The sequence below is a fragment of the Streptomonospora sediminis genome (genome assembly GCF_054778995.1).
Genome location: NZ_BAAGYZ010000143.1, coordinates 1 through 14,483 on the forward strand (window position 1 = coordinate 1; position 14,483 = coordinate 14,483).

General features: G+C 74.1%; 12 protein-coding genes. 5 read left to right on the forward strand and 7 right to left on the reverse strand.

The window, feature by feature from the left end:
- From ACYVD5_RS26575 to ACYVD5_RS26590, 4 genes are all read right to left on the reverse strand, one after another.
- On the reverse strand, positions 1-1,379 hold a 1,379-nt coding region (locus ACYVD5_RS26575), incomplete at its 3' end, for a serine/threonine-protein kinase (RefSeq protein WP_461003895.1).
- A gap of 284 nt (positions 1,380-1,663) precedes the next feature.
- Complete coding sequence (locus ACYVD5_RS26580) at positions 1,664-2,845, reverse strand: oxygenase MpaB family protein (RefSeq protein WP_461003896.1); 1,182 nt, start codon at positions 2,843-2,845, stop codon at positions 1,664-1,666.
- A 410-nt stretch (positions 2,846-3,255) separates the two neighbouring features.
- Entirely contained in the window at positions 3,256-4,698 is a 1,443-nt protein-coding gene (gndA, locus tag ACYVD5_RS26585) for an NADP-dependent phosphogluconate dehydrogenase (protein ID WP_461003897.1), read from the reverse strand.
- A gap of 240 nt (positions 4,699-4,938) precedes the next feature.
- Positions 4,939-5,670, reverse strand: coding sequence for a sugar isomerase domain-containing protein (locus tag ACYVD5_RS26590; RefSeq protein WP_461003898.1), 732 nt, complete (start codon positions 5,668-5,670; stop codon positions 4,939-4,941).
- Positions 5,671-6,124: 454 nt separating this feature from the next.
- Here ACYVD5_RS26590 and ACYVD5_RS26595 point away from each other — a divergent pair, with 454 nt between their 5' ends.
- Together ACYVD5_RS26595 and ACYVD5_RS26600 are read left to right on the forward strand one after the other, a co-directional pair.
- Positions 6,125-6,796 (forward strand): class I SAM-dependent methyltransferase, encoded by a 672-nt coding sequence (locus tag ACYVD5_RS26595; protein WP_461003899.1) that lies wholly within the window; start codon positions 6,125-6,127, stop codon positions 6,794-6,796.
- 139 nt (positions 6,797-6,935) lie between these two features.
- Positions 6,936-8,294, forward strand: coding sequence for a hypothetical protein (locus tag ACYVD5_RS26600; protein WP_461003900.1), 1,359 nt, complete (start codon positions 6,936-6,938; stop codon positions 8,292-8,294).
- Between the two features lie 108 nt (positions 8,295-8,402).
- On the opposite strand, the gene ACYVD5_RS26605 is transcribed toward ACYVD5_RS26600, so the two are convergent.
- Positions 8,403-9,587 carry a multidrug effflux MFS transporter gene (locus ACYVD5_RS26605; protein WP_461003901.1) on the reverse strand — a complete coding sequence of 395 codons (1,185 nt, stop codon included), beginning with the start codon at positions 9,585-9,587 and terminating at the stop codon, positions 8,403-8,405.
- A gap of 427 nt (positions 9,588-10,014) precedes the next feature.
- Here ACYVD5_RS26605 and ACYVD5_RS26610 point away from each other — a divergent pair, with 427 nt between their 5' ends.
- From ACYVD5_RS26610 to ACYVD5_RS26620, 3 genes are all read left to right on the forward strand, one after another.
- Positions 10,015-10,224, forward strand: coding sequence for a DUF2795 domain-containing protein (locus tag ACYVD5_RS26610; protein WP_461003902.1), 210 nt, complete (start codon positions 10,015-10,017; stop codon positions 10,222-10,224).
- Positions 10,225-10,359: 135 nt separating this feature from the next.
- On the forward strand, positions 10,360-11,211 hold the full coding sequence (locus ACYVD5_RS26615; protein WP_461003903.1) for an SDR family oxidoreductase: 852 nt from the start codon (positions 10,360-10,362) through the stop codon (positions 11,209-11,211).
- Between the two features lie 105 nt (positions 11,212-11,316).
- Positions 11,317-12,150 (forward strand): hemerythrin domain-containing protein, encoded by an 834-nt coding sequence (locus ACYVD5_RS26620; RefSeq protein ID WP_461003904.1) that lies wholly within the window; start codon positions 11,317-11,319, stop codon positions 12,148-12,150.
- Here the strand turns inward: ACYVD5_RS26620 and ACYVD5_RS26625 are convergent.
- Positions 12,119-13,144, reverse strand: coding sequence for an SDR family NAD(P)-dependent oxidoreductase (locus ACYVD5_RS26625; protein WP_461003905.1), 1,026 nt, complete (start codon positions 13,142-13,144; stop codon positions 12,119-12,121). The two genes, ACYVD5_RS26620 and ACYVD5_RS26625, sit on opposite strands and share 32 nt — an antisense overlap.
- 86 nt (positions 13,145-13,230) lie before the next feature.
- Positions 13,231-14,427 carry a zinc-dependent alcohol dehydrogenase gene (locus tag ACYVD5_RS26630; protein ID WP_461003906.1) on the reverse strand — a complete coding sequence of 399 codons (1,197 nt, stop codon included), beginning with the start codon at positions 14,425-14,427 and terminating at the stop codon, positions 13,231-13,233.
- Between the last annotated feature and the right edge of the window lie 56 nt (positions 14,428-14,483).

The window sequence follows — 14,483 nt, forward strand, 5'->3', positions numbered from 1 at the left end:
GCGCCCGCTGCTCCGGCACCGCCCGCCGCACCGGAGGTTCCGCCCGCGGTTCCGGCGCCGCCGGCCGCTGTGCCCGCACCGGCGACCGCGCCCACTCCGGCGGCTGCCACGGCCGCCGCACCGGTGCCTGCGGCCGCCGCCCACAACTCGGGGCTGTGCCAGCCGGCGTCGACGTTGCGCCAGTGCTCCCGCAGCAGCGCCCGGAGCCGCTCGGCGGGCGGCGCCGCCCCGAACGCAGTCTCAGCGGTCCGGCCGGGCTCGCCATCGGGCGGGCCGTCATGGCCGTCATGGCCGTCCGGCCGGACGACGCTGCCGGCGACCGCAGCGCCCCGGTCCCGCACCCGGGAATCGGCCGCCGCCGCTGCCTCCGCGCCTGCGCCCGCGCCGACCAGCTCGGCGAAGGCCTCCAGCGCAGCCGGCCGCTGCCGCGGTGTCTTCGCCAGCGCCCGTTCGACCAGCGGCAGCAGGTCGGCGGGCACCCCGTCCAAGTCGGGCCCTGCGTTGAGCACCCGTTCCTGCAGCTCGGCCGGTGTCCCCTTGCCGAAGGGCTCCCGGCCGGTCGCCGCCATGGCCACCAGGCAGCCCCACGCGAAGACGTCGACCGCCGCGGCGGGCGCGGCGCCGCGGTAGCGCTCCGGCGCGATCCAACCGGGGGTGCCGTAAGAGGCGGAGGGGTCGTCGGTGGGGTCCTCATCCGCGGCGGCGGCGATTCCGAAGTCGACGACCTTGGGGCCGTCGGGGGCGAGGATGACGTTGCCCGGTTTGATGTCGCGGTGCACGATGCCGACCGCGTGGAAGGCCGCCAGCGCCTCGGCGGTACCGGCGGCGAAGGCCCGGAGCATGGGTCCGCGCAGCGGGCCGATCTGGCGGATGTGCGTGCGCAGGTTGCGGCCGGGGATGAAGTCGAAGGCCATCCACGGGCTCGGCGCCTCGGGGTCGGCCGCGTGCACCGCCGCGGTGCAGACGCCCCCGGCCCGGCGCAGCAGGTCGACCTCGCGGGCGAACCCGGCGCGGAAGCCGGGGTCGGCGGCGTGGCGGGCGTGCACGGTCTTGACCGCCAGGCAGCGCCCGCGCTCGTCCAGCCCGCCGTAAACAGCGCCCATGCCGCCGGCGCCGAGCCTGCCCACGAGGCGGTAGGGGCCCACCGTGCGCGGGTCGTCGCCGTGCAGCGGGCCCAGTTCGGGCGGCAGCGGCGGCGCGCCCGCCGGGCGTGCGGGGGCCGCGGGGTCGGCGGGTTCGGCCGGTACTGCGGGTTCGGTGCTTCCGGCGGGCCGGACCGGGCGGGTGTCCTGCGGCCCGTGCGGCCGCTCGGGGTGCCGGGGCCGCCGACCGTGCCCGCTGCCGGCGGTCGCGCCGCCGGTGTCGTCTGCGCCCTGCACGACGCTCGCCCTCTCGTGATGGCCGGTGCCGGCTGGTTGCCGCCGCATGTGCCCGCCGCGCTGTGCTGCGCCGTCCGCACCCGGGACGGGCGCGGACGCGCACAACGGCGGAACCGGGCGGGCGCGGGCCGGAGGTGCGCCGCCGGATGGACGGAATCCGGCGGACGCACCCCAGCGCTGCCCGCCGCCGCCCCGATAGGCGGGACGGCCTGCAGCGCAACGCTAGATGACCCTGCTGATCGGCGTCGCGCCGGTGGCCGGAGGCGGCCAGCCGATCGGCCCGTTCAGTCGTCCGCGGCGACCGCGCCGCGGTACTCGGTACCGGGCAAATGGGCGAATTCGGTGCGGCGGTACTCGGTGTGCTCACGCAGCGCCAGTTGCCACGACTCATCGGTGGACCGCTCCCAGCGGCGCACCTGGGCGTTGGCCATGGCCAGCAGCGGAACATAGGGGGCGGGGTCCTCGGCGCGCAGCCCGAGCGCTTCGGCGGCCGCGTCTCCGTGGAACAGCCGGGTGATCGCGTGGAGCAGGCGCTCGACGTCCTCGCCCGGCAGCGGCAGCGCCTCGCCGGCCAGCGCGCCGGCCAGCGCGTCCAGCAGGGCGTGCACGAGAGCGCGCGCACCCTCGTCGGGCTCGCCGTTGGCGGTCTCTACCAGTGCGAGCAGCCGCCCGGCCGAGGCGTGGTCGACCACGTCGGTGTAGAAGCGCGGGTCCAGCCCCATCAGCGCAGCGACGCTGTGCCAGTACCGGTACAGCTCGCGCTCCTCTTCGGCGCCGAGGGTGATGCCGACCTTCTCCAACGCCTGAAACGGCACGATGGTGAAGTCCAGCCAGGTACGTGCCACATCCACCTGGTTGATGGGCACGCCCCACTCTGCGGTGTCCCAGCCGCGCCGCAGCGTCCCCGCGCGTACGCGGGCGTGCAGCAACCGCACCTGGACGGTGTCGGCGTATCCGGGCGCGCCCGGCAGCAGGCCGCCGGGCAGGACGGCGTTGGCGCGCCACAGCCCGGTCTCGGCCAGCCGCCGCCCGGCGGCGGTGGTGAGCTTGCCGGTGCCGGTGAGCACCCGGGCGATGGCGGGGGCGCTGTAGGTGTGCACCAGCGACCCGAGCCCGAACGCCATCCGGCTCCAGAAGGGGTCGGCGGCGATGGTGGCGATGTCGCCGCGCTCCAGCAGTTGCCGGTCGGCGCCTGCCACGGCGTCCTCGGATTCCCGCAGCAGCGCCGCGATCCCCGCGGGCGCAGCGGTCAGGGATGCGGCGCCGCCGCGCAGCCCGGCGGCGAGCGTGCGGCGGGCGCCGGCGCCTCCGGCGGCCAGATCGGCGAATGCGGCGTCGGCAGTCGGGTCGCCGGTGTGCAGGCCCTCGACCAGGAGCGCGAACCGGGAATCGCCGTGGTCGCGGGCCGCCTGATCGGGTCGGCGCACCCGCCGCGGAGGGGTGGCGGATGCGGTTTCGTGGGACATCCGAGCCTTTCTGACGATTGCGTCATTGGCGGTGTGCGGCGCATCCGCGCGGGACCGCGGGACATCCGGGCTGCGGAGCCGCGCAGGAACCTTACCCACGGCGCCGCGCGAACGGTCACCGGATCCGGTTACCGGTACGAGCGGGCCCCGCCGACCCGCCCGGTACCCCCGGTGGCGATGCCTCTGCCGCAGGGCCCCGGGCCGATGCGGGCGGGGCGTTCCTGCACGACACGTGAACGGTTTTGCTGCGCGAGACCGCTCCGGCCGCGGACCGGCCGCGCACCGAAGTGGCCATGCAGAAATACCCAGATTTCAATGCTCAGACGGGCATTGCTGCAGGGTCACCTCCAGCTGCGCCCTCCCCCGGCCCGGCCTACCGGGCCGGCAAAGGGCGCAGTGCCGCGGGCGGCTCAGCCGGCGTTCTCCTCGGAGCGGTCGCCGCCCCAGAGGGTGTGGAACACGCCGTCGCGGTCGGTGCGGCGGTAGGTGTGGGCACCGAAGAAGTCGCGCTGGGCCTGGGTGAGGGCGGCCGGCAGCCGGTCGGCGCGCAGCGCGTCGTAATAGGCCAGCGCGGCCGAGAAACCCGGTGTGGGGATGCCGTGGCGGGTGGCGGTGGCAACCACCGCGCGCCAGTCGCCCTGGGCCCGGCCGATCTCGGCGGAGAACCGGTCGTCGGCGATCAGCGTGGGCAGGCCGGGATCGGCGGCATAAGCGGCGCGGATGTGGTCCAGGAACACCGCGCGGATGATGCACCCGGCCCGCCAGATGGCCGCGACCGAACCCAGGTCGATGTCCCAGCCGTACTCCTCGGCGCCGGCCTGGATCATGTTCCAGCCCTGCGCGTAGGAGACGATCTTCGAGGCGTACAGCGCCTGCTCGACCTGGTCGGCGAAGTGCGCGGCGGCGTCGGTGTCCATCGCCTCGGCCCGGGGGCCGGGCAGGTCGGCGGCAGCCGCGCGCAGCCGGGCGTGGCCCGAAAGCGAGCGGGCGAACACGGCCTCGGCGATCCCCGATACCGGCACGCCCAGTTCCAGGGCGGTCTGCACGGTCCAGCGCCCGGTGCCCTTCTGCTCGGCCTGGTCGGCGACCACGTCGACGAACGGGGCGCCGGTCTCGGCGTCGGTGTGGGCCAGGACCTCGGCCGAGACCTCCATCAGGTAGGAGTCCAGCCGCCCGCCGTTCCAGGTGCGGAACACCTCGGCGATCTGGGCGGGCGAGTAGCCGGCGACGTCGCGCAGCAGGTTGTATGCCTCGCCGATGAGCTGCATGTCGGCGTACTCGATGCCGTTGTGCACCATCTTCACGAAGTGGCCCGCGCCGTCGCTGCCCACGTGGGTGGTGCAGGGGGTGCCGTCGGGGGCCTTGGCGGCGATGCTCTCCAGCATCGGCCCGAGCGAGGCATAAGACTCCGCCGACCCGCCGGGCATGATGCTGGGCCCGTGCAGCGCGCCTTCCTCGCCGCCGGAGATGCCCGCACCCACGAAGTGGATGCCGCGTTCGCGCAGTTCGCTCTCGCGGCGGCGGGTGTCGGCGAAGTGGGCGTTGCCGCCGTCGATGATGACGTCGCCCTCCTCCAGCAGCGGGGCGAACTCGGAGATGACGGCGTCGGTGGCCTTGCCCGCCTTGACCATGATCACCAGGCGGCGCGGGCGCTCCAGCGCGGCGACGAAGTCCTCGGGCGACTCCGCGGGAAGGAAGGTGCCCTCGGCACCGAACTCCTCGACCAGGGCCCTGGTTTTGGCCGGGCTGCGGTTGTGCACCGCGACGGTGTACCCGTTCCGGGCGAAGTTGCGGGCGAGATTGCTCCCCATCACAGCCAAGCCGGTGACACCGATGTCGGCCGATTTGCTCATACTGCTGCTCCCGTAAACGTGTGCGCCGGTCCCGCGCTTCGGAGACCGAGCCGTGCTTGCACAGTAGGCGCTGCCCGCCCGATGCGCCGGGATGCACCGGGCGTTGCGCTGTGTGTCTGGGCACACCGCCGCCGAGCGGCTGCGCGCAGTATGCGGGCGGTGCCGCCCAGTGCCCCCCGATACCGCGCAGTGTGCGGACGGTTCCGCGCGGTGCCCGCCGACGCCCGCCGGCGCGCCCGGTTACTCCAGTTCCGGGATGCGGGGCAGGTAGTGCTCCAGCAGGCCCGCATTGGCGTCGTCGCCGCCGGGCATGTTGGAGGAGCGCCACAGCGGCAGGGTGCACTCGGCCCGGTCGGCGCGCGAGTACAGCTCGGCCAGCAGCAGGTTCCACAGGTAGGTGTTGGCCAGGCTCGACATCGCCCCCGTTTCGGGCCGCTGCGGCGGGTAGGCGACATCGCCGGGGCGCACACCGGTGTCGAGCACGTGGTCGGCCTCCGCGGCGAGGGTGCTGCCGGCGCGCCGGGGCGCGGCGGCGTTGCACTCGGGCGAGGTGACCGCCACGACGGGGATCCTGCGGTCGGCGGCTTCGCGCGCCAACTCGACCGGGTAGAAGTTGACGCCCGATGTGGAGAAGACGAACAGCACGTCGTCGGGGCCGGGTTTGCTGCGGGCCAGGACCTCGGCGGCCAGCCCGGAACGGCGTTCCGCGGCGGTGCTGGCGGAGGCGCCGTTGACCGGCAGCAGCTCGGGCGCATACAGCGGTTTGACGGTGGCCAGCCCGCCGGCGCGGTAGAACGCTTCGGCCACGGCGTTGAAGGAGTGGCCGGCTCCCGCTGCGAGGATGATGCCGCTGCCCCGCACCACCCGCTCCATCAGTATGTCGGCGACCTCGGCCAGGGCCGCCGCGTTGCGGTCCTGGACCAGCGCGAGTTGTTCGCGCATCAGCGCCCCGAAGTCCGCTTCGTTGGTCATTGTGTCCTTTCAGCGTGCAGCGTCCGCATCCGCGCACCGGCCCCGGCCATGCCCGGCCGGGCGCGCGGTCCGGTCTGCCCCGGTTCGCTGCTGTTGACTGCGGTACGGTCCGGTCTATACCAGCCTGGCGCGGTGGTGTTCACCCCGTCAATGAACTCCCGCACATTTCCGCGGATCCGGACCGGGGACCGGCTCCGGCGGCCCCGGCAGGCGCGCGCCGGACGAAGCCGCCTATCCGCCGGCGCGCCGAGCGGGCGCCGCCGGCCCCGCCTGCGCCCGCGTGGTGGTTCTGCCGGTGCCCGGCCGGCGGGTTAGCGTCCCGGTCGGGGCGGGTGCGGGGTGCGAACCGCGCGCGGAACGCCTGCGCCGGTCCAGGCGTTGTCCGAAGCAGGGGTTCAGCCGGAGGGCGGTCGGGCGGCCGCTTCCGGCTCAGACGAACAGGATGGAACCGGCCATGTCGCAATCCCACTCGCAGCATTCGCCCCAGCCCGACGACCCTGCCGCGCCCCTCGAAGCGATGCGCACCCACTGGGACGGCCAGGCCGCCGGATACGACCGGTCGATGGACCGCGTGGAGCGCCGCATCATCGGCGACGGCCGCTCCTGGGTCTGCCGCCAAGCGCGCGGACGCACCCTGGAGGTTGCCGTGGGCACCGGCCGCAACCTGCGGCTCTACGGCGACGACGTCGAACTCACCGGCATCGACCTGAGCCCGCGGATGCTCGAGATCGCACGGCGGCACGCGCGGGGCCTGGATCATGTGGCCGAACTCCGCGAGGCCGACGCCGAGCACCTGCCCTTCCCCGATGGCCGTTTCGACACCGTCGTGGCCACCCTTTCGCTGTGCTCGGTCCCCGATGTCGGCGCCGCCGTCGCCGAGATGCGCCGGGTGCTGCGCCCGGGCGGCCGGCTGCTGCTGCTCGACCACGTGCGCCCGACCTTCCCGCCGCTGCGCTGGGGGCTGCGCGGCCTTGAGTGGCTGACCTCGCGCACGCAGCCGGCGAGCGGCGAGCGTTTCCTGCGCCGCCCGCTGGAGCAGGTGCGCGAGGCGGGTTTCGCCATCGAGGCCAGCGAGCGGTTCAAGGGCGGTGCCGTGGAACGCCTGAGCGCGCTCAAGTCCGCCTGACGCGCGGCTGGTATAGCTGGTGCAGGCGGTGGCCGGTCGCGGTGACCGGTGGCCGGTGACGGTACCGCCGCGGGCCGGGCGCAACCTCCCTCCCGCGGGCGGCGGTCGCAACCCGCACGGAAAGCAGAGGTGGTCCGGAGTGGTCGCGCAGGCGCCCGACGTCTTCTTCGCCGAGTGGCGCGACCGCGGGCCCGGCAGCCGCCGCGACATCCCGCGCGCCGCCGAACTGCTGGCCGCGCTCGGCCTGCCCGACCCCGCCGCGCCCGCGCTGGGGGTCGTGGGCTCCAAGGGCAAGGGCACCTGCGCCACCTACGCCTCGGCCGCCCTGGCGGCCGCCGGCGCCGATGTGGTGACGGTGACCAGCCCGGGCATCCGGGGACCGCGCGACCGCATCCGCTTCAACGGCGCGGCGATCGGCGGTGCGGAACTCTCCCGCCTCGCCGCCGAACTGGAGACGGCCCGCCGCAAACTGCCGCCGCCCCGGAACGGCTACCTCTCACCCAGCGGCCTGTTCCTCGCGGCGGGCGCGCTCTACGGGCGCGAGCGCGGCGCGGACCTGCTCGTGCTGGAAGCGGGCATGGGCGGCCGCAGCGACGAACTCAGCCTGTTCGCGCCCGCAGGGGTCGCGCTCACCGGAGTGTTCGGCGAGCACCTGGGCGTGCTCGGCGACACTCCCGCGCAGATCGCCGCGGAAAAGGCCGGCGTCGCCGGTCCGGGCACGCGCTTTTTCGTGCACGCCCCGTTGGAGGCCGCTTCCGAGGCCGCCGCACACGCCGCTCTTGCCGCCCGGACCGCCGGCCGGGTGCGGCCGGAGGTGCTGCCGGAGGCGCCCGAGGATGCGCTGCCGGTGCCGTCTGTGCTGCCCGCAGGGCTCGGCCGGCCGGCCGCCGCACTCGGGTACGCGGCGGCCCGGCGCCTGCTGGAGGCCACCGGACGCGCCGAACCCGGGCCCGACCGCCTGCGCGAGGTGCTGTCCACCGTCCGGCTGCCCGCCCGGCTCTCCCACCACCGGCTCACCGGCGGCGGGGCGCGGGACGCTGCCCGAGGCGACCAAGCGGATCAGCCCGATCAGCCCGATCAAGCCGATCGCGGCAGCGGAGGGGGCGCAAAGGGCGGGCGCAGCGCGGAAGGCCCCGGCACCGAACTCATCGTGGATTCCGCCGTGGACCGCGTGGGCGCGGCCGCGGCGCTCGACCATGCGCGGCGCCGCTGGGGAGGCGTCGACCATGTGGTGGTGTGCCTGCCCGACCACAAGGATGTGGCGGGCGCCATCGGCGTGCTCGCCGGGCTGCCGGTCACCGCGGCTTCGCTACCTGATGCGCACCTGCGGTTCTCCGCGGCGCTGCCCGGGCGGTGGGGGCGGGTGCGCGCCGAGGAGGTCACCGCGGACCTGCTGGCCGGTCTGGGCCGGCGGATCCTGGTGCTGGGCACGGTGTACTTCACCGGCAGGGTGCTGGATGCGATCGGCGCCGACACCGAAGCGCTGTTCACCCGCTGAAGCGGCCCGCGCGTTCAGCGGGTCGGACATGGTGCTGCGCCGGTGCGGGCCCCTGTGTGCCGCACCGGCGCCGTCGGCTGCAGGCCGCCGCTGCGTCCTGCGCCCGGTTCAGGATGCCGCCGCGGCCCGTTGGGCGGTGCGGCCCCGCAGCAGCGACACCACGAGCAGGGCCAGGGCGACCACCGAGCCGCCCAACATGGTCAGCGCCATGGCCGGCCCGTCGTTGCCGAGCACCCCCACCAGCGGGGCGATGAGCGCGCCCAGCCCGAACTGGGCCGCGCCCAGCAGCGCCGCGGCCGTCCCGGCCGCCTCGCCGTGGCGCGACAGCGCCAGCGCCGGCGCGTTGGGGATCACGAAGCCGATCGAGGCAAGTACGAACCACACCGGCACCATGAATCCGGCCAGACCGCCGAAGCCGGTGACCTGGCACAGTGTCAGCACCACACCGGAAACCACGGCCGCGATCAGCGAGTACAGCACGATCCGCTGCGCCGTCAGCCGGTTCAGCAGCAGCACGTTGAGCTGGGACGCACCGATGACGGCGACCGCGCCGATACCGAACACGATGCCGAACTGCTGCTGGTCCAGCCCGTATTGGCCTTGGAGCACGAACGAGGAACCGGACACGTAGGAGAACATCGCCGACATGCCCAATGCCGCGACCAGGACCATCACCACGAAGTCGCGGTCGGTCAGCAGCGCGCCGTAGGTGCGCAGGACCGGCAGCACCTCGCCGGCGCGGCGGCGCTCCGGCGGCAGGGTTTCGCGCAGCGCGACCGCCGCCACGATCAGCAGCACCACGGCCAGGCCGGCCAGCGCCGCGAACACGCCGCGCCAGTCGCCGGTGAGCAGGATGGCGCTGCCCAGGCTCGGCGCGAGGATCGGGGCGGCGCCCATGACCAGCATCAGCCGGGACATGGCCGTCGCCGCGGAGCGCCCGCTGAACAGGTCGCGGACCACGGCCAGGGCGACCACCATCGCCGCGGCCGCGCCGACTCCCTGCACGACGCGCAGCAGGCCGAGCACCGCGATGTTGGGTGCGATCAGGCACAGCAGGGACGCGCAGATGTGCAGTACGGACCCGCCGATCAGCGGGATCCGGCGGCCCAGCGTGTCCGACAGCGGGCCGATGAGCAGTTGCCCCAGGCCCAGGCCCAGGAGCGTTCCGGTGAGGGTCAGCTGCACCGCCGAGGAGGACGCCTCAAGGTCCGTGCCGATGGCGGGCAGCGCGGGCAGGTAAAGGTCGATGGTGAGCGGGGCGAGCGCGACAAGCGCGCCCAAGACGAGGATCACGCGGAGCCGCTGCAGCCCCGTCGGTTCCGCAGGCGCCGCTGAGGGCGCAGCGCCCGTTGAGCCGTGGTCGCTTTGGGTGGAGGACGTGCTGGATGCCGCCACTTTCTCGTTCCGGCCTTCCCGTAGGTCGAGCAACGTATCGCGAGCAAAAGAAGACGTTTGTCGGAGTTCGACGCGGGCTTCAGCACGGCCGGCCCTCGATGTGTTCCCGCCGCGGCCGCCAAACCCGGTGTGACGCCCGCGACAGCACCCGAGCGCGACGGCCCCATCGCCCAGCGGAACACGGCACCGGCCCGTTCCCGGGCCGCCGCCGTCCGCGGCCCTCCGCTCCCGGCGGCCCCCGAACCATCCGGGTGCCCGGCGCCCGGGCATGGACCCGCAGATCAGGGGTAGCGCGCCCCCTGTCCGCAATCCAAAGGAGGCCGCCGTGGCACAGCCGACGTTCATCGAGGTGCAGAAAGCACTGGCCGGCGCGGAGTACCCGTCCTCGCGCGACGAACTCGTCCAGCACGCCAAGACCAAGCAGGCTGACCGGGGCGTCGTCGACGCACTGCAGAACCTGCCGCGACAGCAGTACGGCGGGCCCGACGAGGTGAGCCGCGACATCTCCGAGGTGACCGGGGAGTCCGCGGGCTGACTGCCGGCGCGGGCGCCGGCCCGGGCGCATCCGGTTCCCGGACGCATCCGTGCCGGCGTCCACCGCGGACCCTGGCACGCCGGCCGCGCCGGCCGGCGGCGCGGGGAGCCGACCACACACTGCAGGGAGCCGAGTATGAGCCAGCAGCCACCCGCACAGCAGCAGCCCTATCCCGGCACGACCGCGCCGATGCGGCCCCGGCCCCGCGACGAGATGGCCGACTACACCGGACGCGACCTGCTCGCGGACAAGAAGGCACTGGTCAGCGGCGGTGATTCCGGTATCGGGCGGGCGGTGTGCGCCGCCTTCGCCAAAGAGGGCGCCGACGTGGCGATCGGTTACCTCAGCGAGGACGCCGACGCCGAGCACACCGCGGAGCTGGTGCGGCGCCAGGGCCGGCGCAGCCTGCGGATCCGCGGCGACGTGGCCGACGAGCAGCACTGCACCGACCTGGTCGAGCAGACCGTACGGGAGTTCGGCCGCATCGACGTACTGGTGGCCCACGCCGCCACCCAGGAACCGGTCGCCGACTTCGCCGAGCTGACCACCGAGCAGCTGCGCCGCACCTACGACGTCAACGTCTTCGGCGTTTTCTGGACCCTGCGCGCGGCTGTGCCGCACCTGGCGCCGGACGCCTCGATCGTCATCACCGGTTCGGTAAACGGGCTGCGCGGCAACAAGTCGCTCATCGACTACGCGACCAGTAAGGCCGCCGTGCACAACCTCACCTATTCGCTGGCCCAGCACTACGTGCGCGACGGCATCCGGGTGAACTGCGTGGCGCCGGGCCCGGTGTGGACGCCGCTGATCCCCTCGACGCTGGACGAGGACTCGGTGCAGGGCTTCGGCGGCCAGGCACCCATGGGCAGGGCCGCCGACCCCGACGAGATCGCGCCGTCCTACGTGTTCTTCGCCAGCAACCGGCTGTCGTCCTATTACACGGGCGAGGTACTGGCGCCCACGGGCGGCGAGATCCAAGCCGGGTGAGCCGTGCAACCGCGCCCGGTTGGCCGGGGCCATCGGGGGCAGTGGGCCCCGCGGCGCAGGGCGCGCCGCAACGATGCAACGTTCGGATACCCCGAGGGAGCGACGATGGCAGAGAGCGGGCAGAGCAACAACCTCATCGAGGTGATCATCTCCGACCACCGCGCGGTCGAAGGGATTTTCAGCCAGCTGGAGCAGGGCGCGGGCGACCCCGCGCAGCGCAAGGGGCTCGTTGACCACGCGATCACCGAGCTGGTCCGCCACTCGGTGGCCGAGGAGCAGTTCATGTACCCGGCGGCGCGCAGGACGCTGCCGGACGGCGACGAAATCGCCGACCACGAGATCAGCGAGCACGCCGAGGCGGAGCGGGTGATGAAGGACCTGTCCGGGCGCGACCCGGGCGACCCGCAGTTCGAGGAGCTGCTCAACACCTTGATGTCGGACATCCGCCACCACGTCGAGGACGAGGAGAACGACCTGCTGCCGCGCCTGCGCGACTCCTGCAGCCGGCAGGAACTGGAGGACCTCGGCGGCAAGATCCTGCGGGCCAAGGAGTCGGCGCCCACGCGGCCGCACCCGAGCGCCCCTGACACCCCGCCGGCCAACCGCATCCTCGACCCGGGCGCCGGCCTGGTGGACCCGCATGCGCGACGCGCTGTCGGCGCGCGCCAGGTAGCGGGCAGCCGAGCGCGGGTTCTCTCCGGACCGGTGCCCGGGGAGAGCCCGCTTCCTCTTCGGCCGCGGCCGGCGGCTCCGTCGGCTCCGCCAGGGAAAACGAAAACGGGGAAACGGAGCGGCACGGCCGTCTCGCAGTCGGCCCCGGCCTTGCCTGCCCCGTGCTCCCAGGCGCCGGCGGACGGGTGCGCGGCGGTTTCTGCGGTGGAGCGGCGGCGGATCGGCGGCGAGTCGGTCAGTCCGGCCGCTGCCGGGCGCACTGGTTGAAGCGCCGGGAGGCGGCGTCGTTGAGTTGCGTCAGCACTCCCGGCAGCGCGCCGGTGTCCTGCCGGGCCGCTGCCCCGGTGCGCGCCCCTTCGCCGCGGTCGCGCGGCAGCAGCCGCGCGCTGACCCGAAGCGCCGTCTGAACGAGGCCGGGGGCGACGCCGTCCGCGATCAGCGCGGCGCGCGCCGCCGGTGTCAGCACCAGGTGCCGCCGCCCGCGCAGGCCGGCGGCAACGATCGCGCGCGCCGCGCGCTCGGCGTCCATCGACAGCAGCGGCAGGCTCGACGCGATCGCGAACCAGGTGTACTCCCGGATCGGCGCGCCGGTGAACTCGGCACCGATGTGGGAACCGGTGCGCATCAGGCCCGGCACCACGGTCGTGAAGCGCACACCGCTTCCGGCTTCCTCGGCGCCCATGCCGCGGGAGAACGCGACCGCGGCGAACTTGGCGCAGGAGTAAGGCAGCAGGTGGGGCACGCTGATCCTGCCGCCGATCGAGGTGATGGTGATGACGTGCCCGCGGCGCTCGCGCAGGCCGGGCAGCAGGGCGCGGGTCAGCCGGTACGGCCCCCAGAACATGGTGTCGGCGGCCTGGACGAAATCGTCCTCGGACATGGCCGCCGCGGGTCCGACACGGATGATGCCGGCGTTGTTGACGAGGACGTCGACGCCGCCGAACTCGCCGTGCACCCGTGCTGCCAAGTCCGCCGTGTCGCCCGCGCGGCTGAGGTCGCAGGTCAGGCCGTGGGCGTCGATGCCCTCGCCGCGCAGGTCGCGCACCGCGTTGTCGAGAGTCGCGGTGGTGCGTCCCACGATCAGTACGCGGCCGCCGGCCCGCCCCAGCTCGCGGGCGATGAGCAGGCCCAAGCCGCGCGATCCACCGGTGACCAGCGCGGTGCGTCCGCTGATCCGGGGCGCGGATAGCATGCGGCGCCACGCGGCGCCGCCGGCAGCGGTCGCGGCGGCCGCGGCGGCCGCTGCTGTACTCCAGTGCACAGTGCCTCCCGCGTTCTCGGTCGGTCGGGTCGGTCGGGTCTGTCGGGTCTGTCGAACCGCGCGGGGAGCCGGGGGCGGTCAGCCGGTCAGACCGGCTGGGGCCGCAGCACCATCTTGATCGCACCGTCGCGCTTGTGCTGGAAGGCTTCGTAGGCGTCGGCCGCCTGTTCCAGCGGCATGACGTGGGTGGCCAGGTCGTCGACGCCCAGCGGATCGGAGCCGGGGTCGGTCAGCAGCGGCAGGATGTCGTCGGTCCACCGGCGCACGTGCGCCTGGCCCATCCGGATCTGCACGCCCTTGTCGAACAGGTCCATCATCGGCATCGGGTCGGCCTGTCCGCCGTAGACGCCGCTGATGGACACCGTGCCGCAGCGCCGCACCAACTCGAAGCAGAGGTGCAGGGCGGCCAGCCGGTCGACCCCGGCGCGTTCGGTCAGCTTCTCGGCCATGCCGTCGGGCAGTATCCGGGCCATGGCCTGGGCGGCCTTGCCCAGCGGCGCGCCGTGGGCCTCCATGCCCACCGCGTCGATGACCGAGTGGGGGCCGCGGCCGTCGGTGCGGTCGCGCACCAGGGCGACCGGGTCGTCCACGGTCCCGGTGTCGACGGTGGTGATGCCGTTGCGTTCGGCCATCGTGAGCCGCTCGGGCACCCGGTCGAGCCCGAAGACCTCGCCGGCGCCCAGGTGGCGGGCGATGCGCGCCGACATCTGGCCGATGGGCCCCAGGCCGACGACCGCCACCGAGCCGCCCTGCGGGATGTCGGCGTAGGCGACGGCCTGCCAGGCGGTGGGCAGCACGTCGGAGAGGAACAGGAAGCGCTCGTCGGGCGGGCCCTCGGGCACCCGGATCGGCCCGAACTGCGCTTGGGGGACGCGCACGTAGTCGGCTTGGCCGCCGGGCACGTGGCCGTAGAGCTTGGTGTAGCCGAACAGCGCGGCTCCGTTGCCGTACTCGCGGACCTGGGTGGTCTCGCACTGGGCGTAGTAGCCGGCGGCGCACATGTGGCAGTGGCCGCAGGAGATGTTGAACGGCATCACCACCCGGTCGCCGGGGCCGATTCCGGAGACCTCGGAGCCCACTTCGCGCACCACTCCCATGGACTCGTGGCCGAGGATGTCCCCCGCCTCCATGAACATGCCCAGCGGCGAATACAGGTGCAGGTCCGAGCCGCAGATCGCGGTGGAGGTCACCTCGACCACCGCGTCCGTGGGCCGCTGGATCTGCGGGTCGGCCACGTCCTGTACCCGCACGTCCGCCACGCCCTGCCACGTCACTGCCCGCATGGGCCCTCCCCTCGTCGTTGCCGTCGCGGGTCCACTGGCCCGCCCGGCGCCCCTGA

Coding starts and splice junctions, on each gene's coding strand:
- ACYVD5_RS26615 (WP_461003903.1), top strand. CDS start 10,360: ATGAGCCAGCAGCCACCCGCACAGCAGCAGCCCTATCCCGGCACGACC.
- ACYVD5_RS26620 (WP_461003904.1), top strand. CDS start 11,317: ATGGCAGAGAGCGGGCAGAGCAACAACCTCATCGAGGTGATCATCTCC.
- ACYVD5_RS26580 (WP_461003896.1), bottom strand. CDS start 2,845: ATGTCCCACGAAACCGCATCCGCCACCCCTCCGCGGCGGGTGCGCCGA.
- ACYVD5_RS26630 (WP_461003906.1), bottom strand. CDS start 14,427: ATGCGGGCAGTGACGTGGCAGGGCGTGGCGGACGTGCGGGTACAGGAC.
- ACYVD5_RS26595 (WP_461003899.1), top strand. CDS start 6,125: ATGTCGCAATCCCACTCGCAGCATTCGCCCCAGCCCGACGACCCTGCC.
- gndA (WP_461003897.1), bottom strand. CDS start 4,698: ATGAGCAAATCGGCCGACATCGGTGTCACCGGCTTGGCTGTGATGGGG.
- ACYVD5_RS26590 (WP_461003898.1), bottom strand. CDS start 5,670: ATGACCAACGAAGCGGACTTCGGGGCGCTGATGCGCGAACAACTCGCG.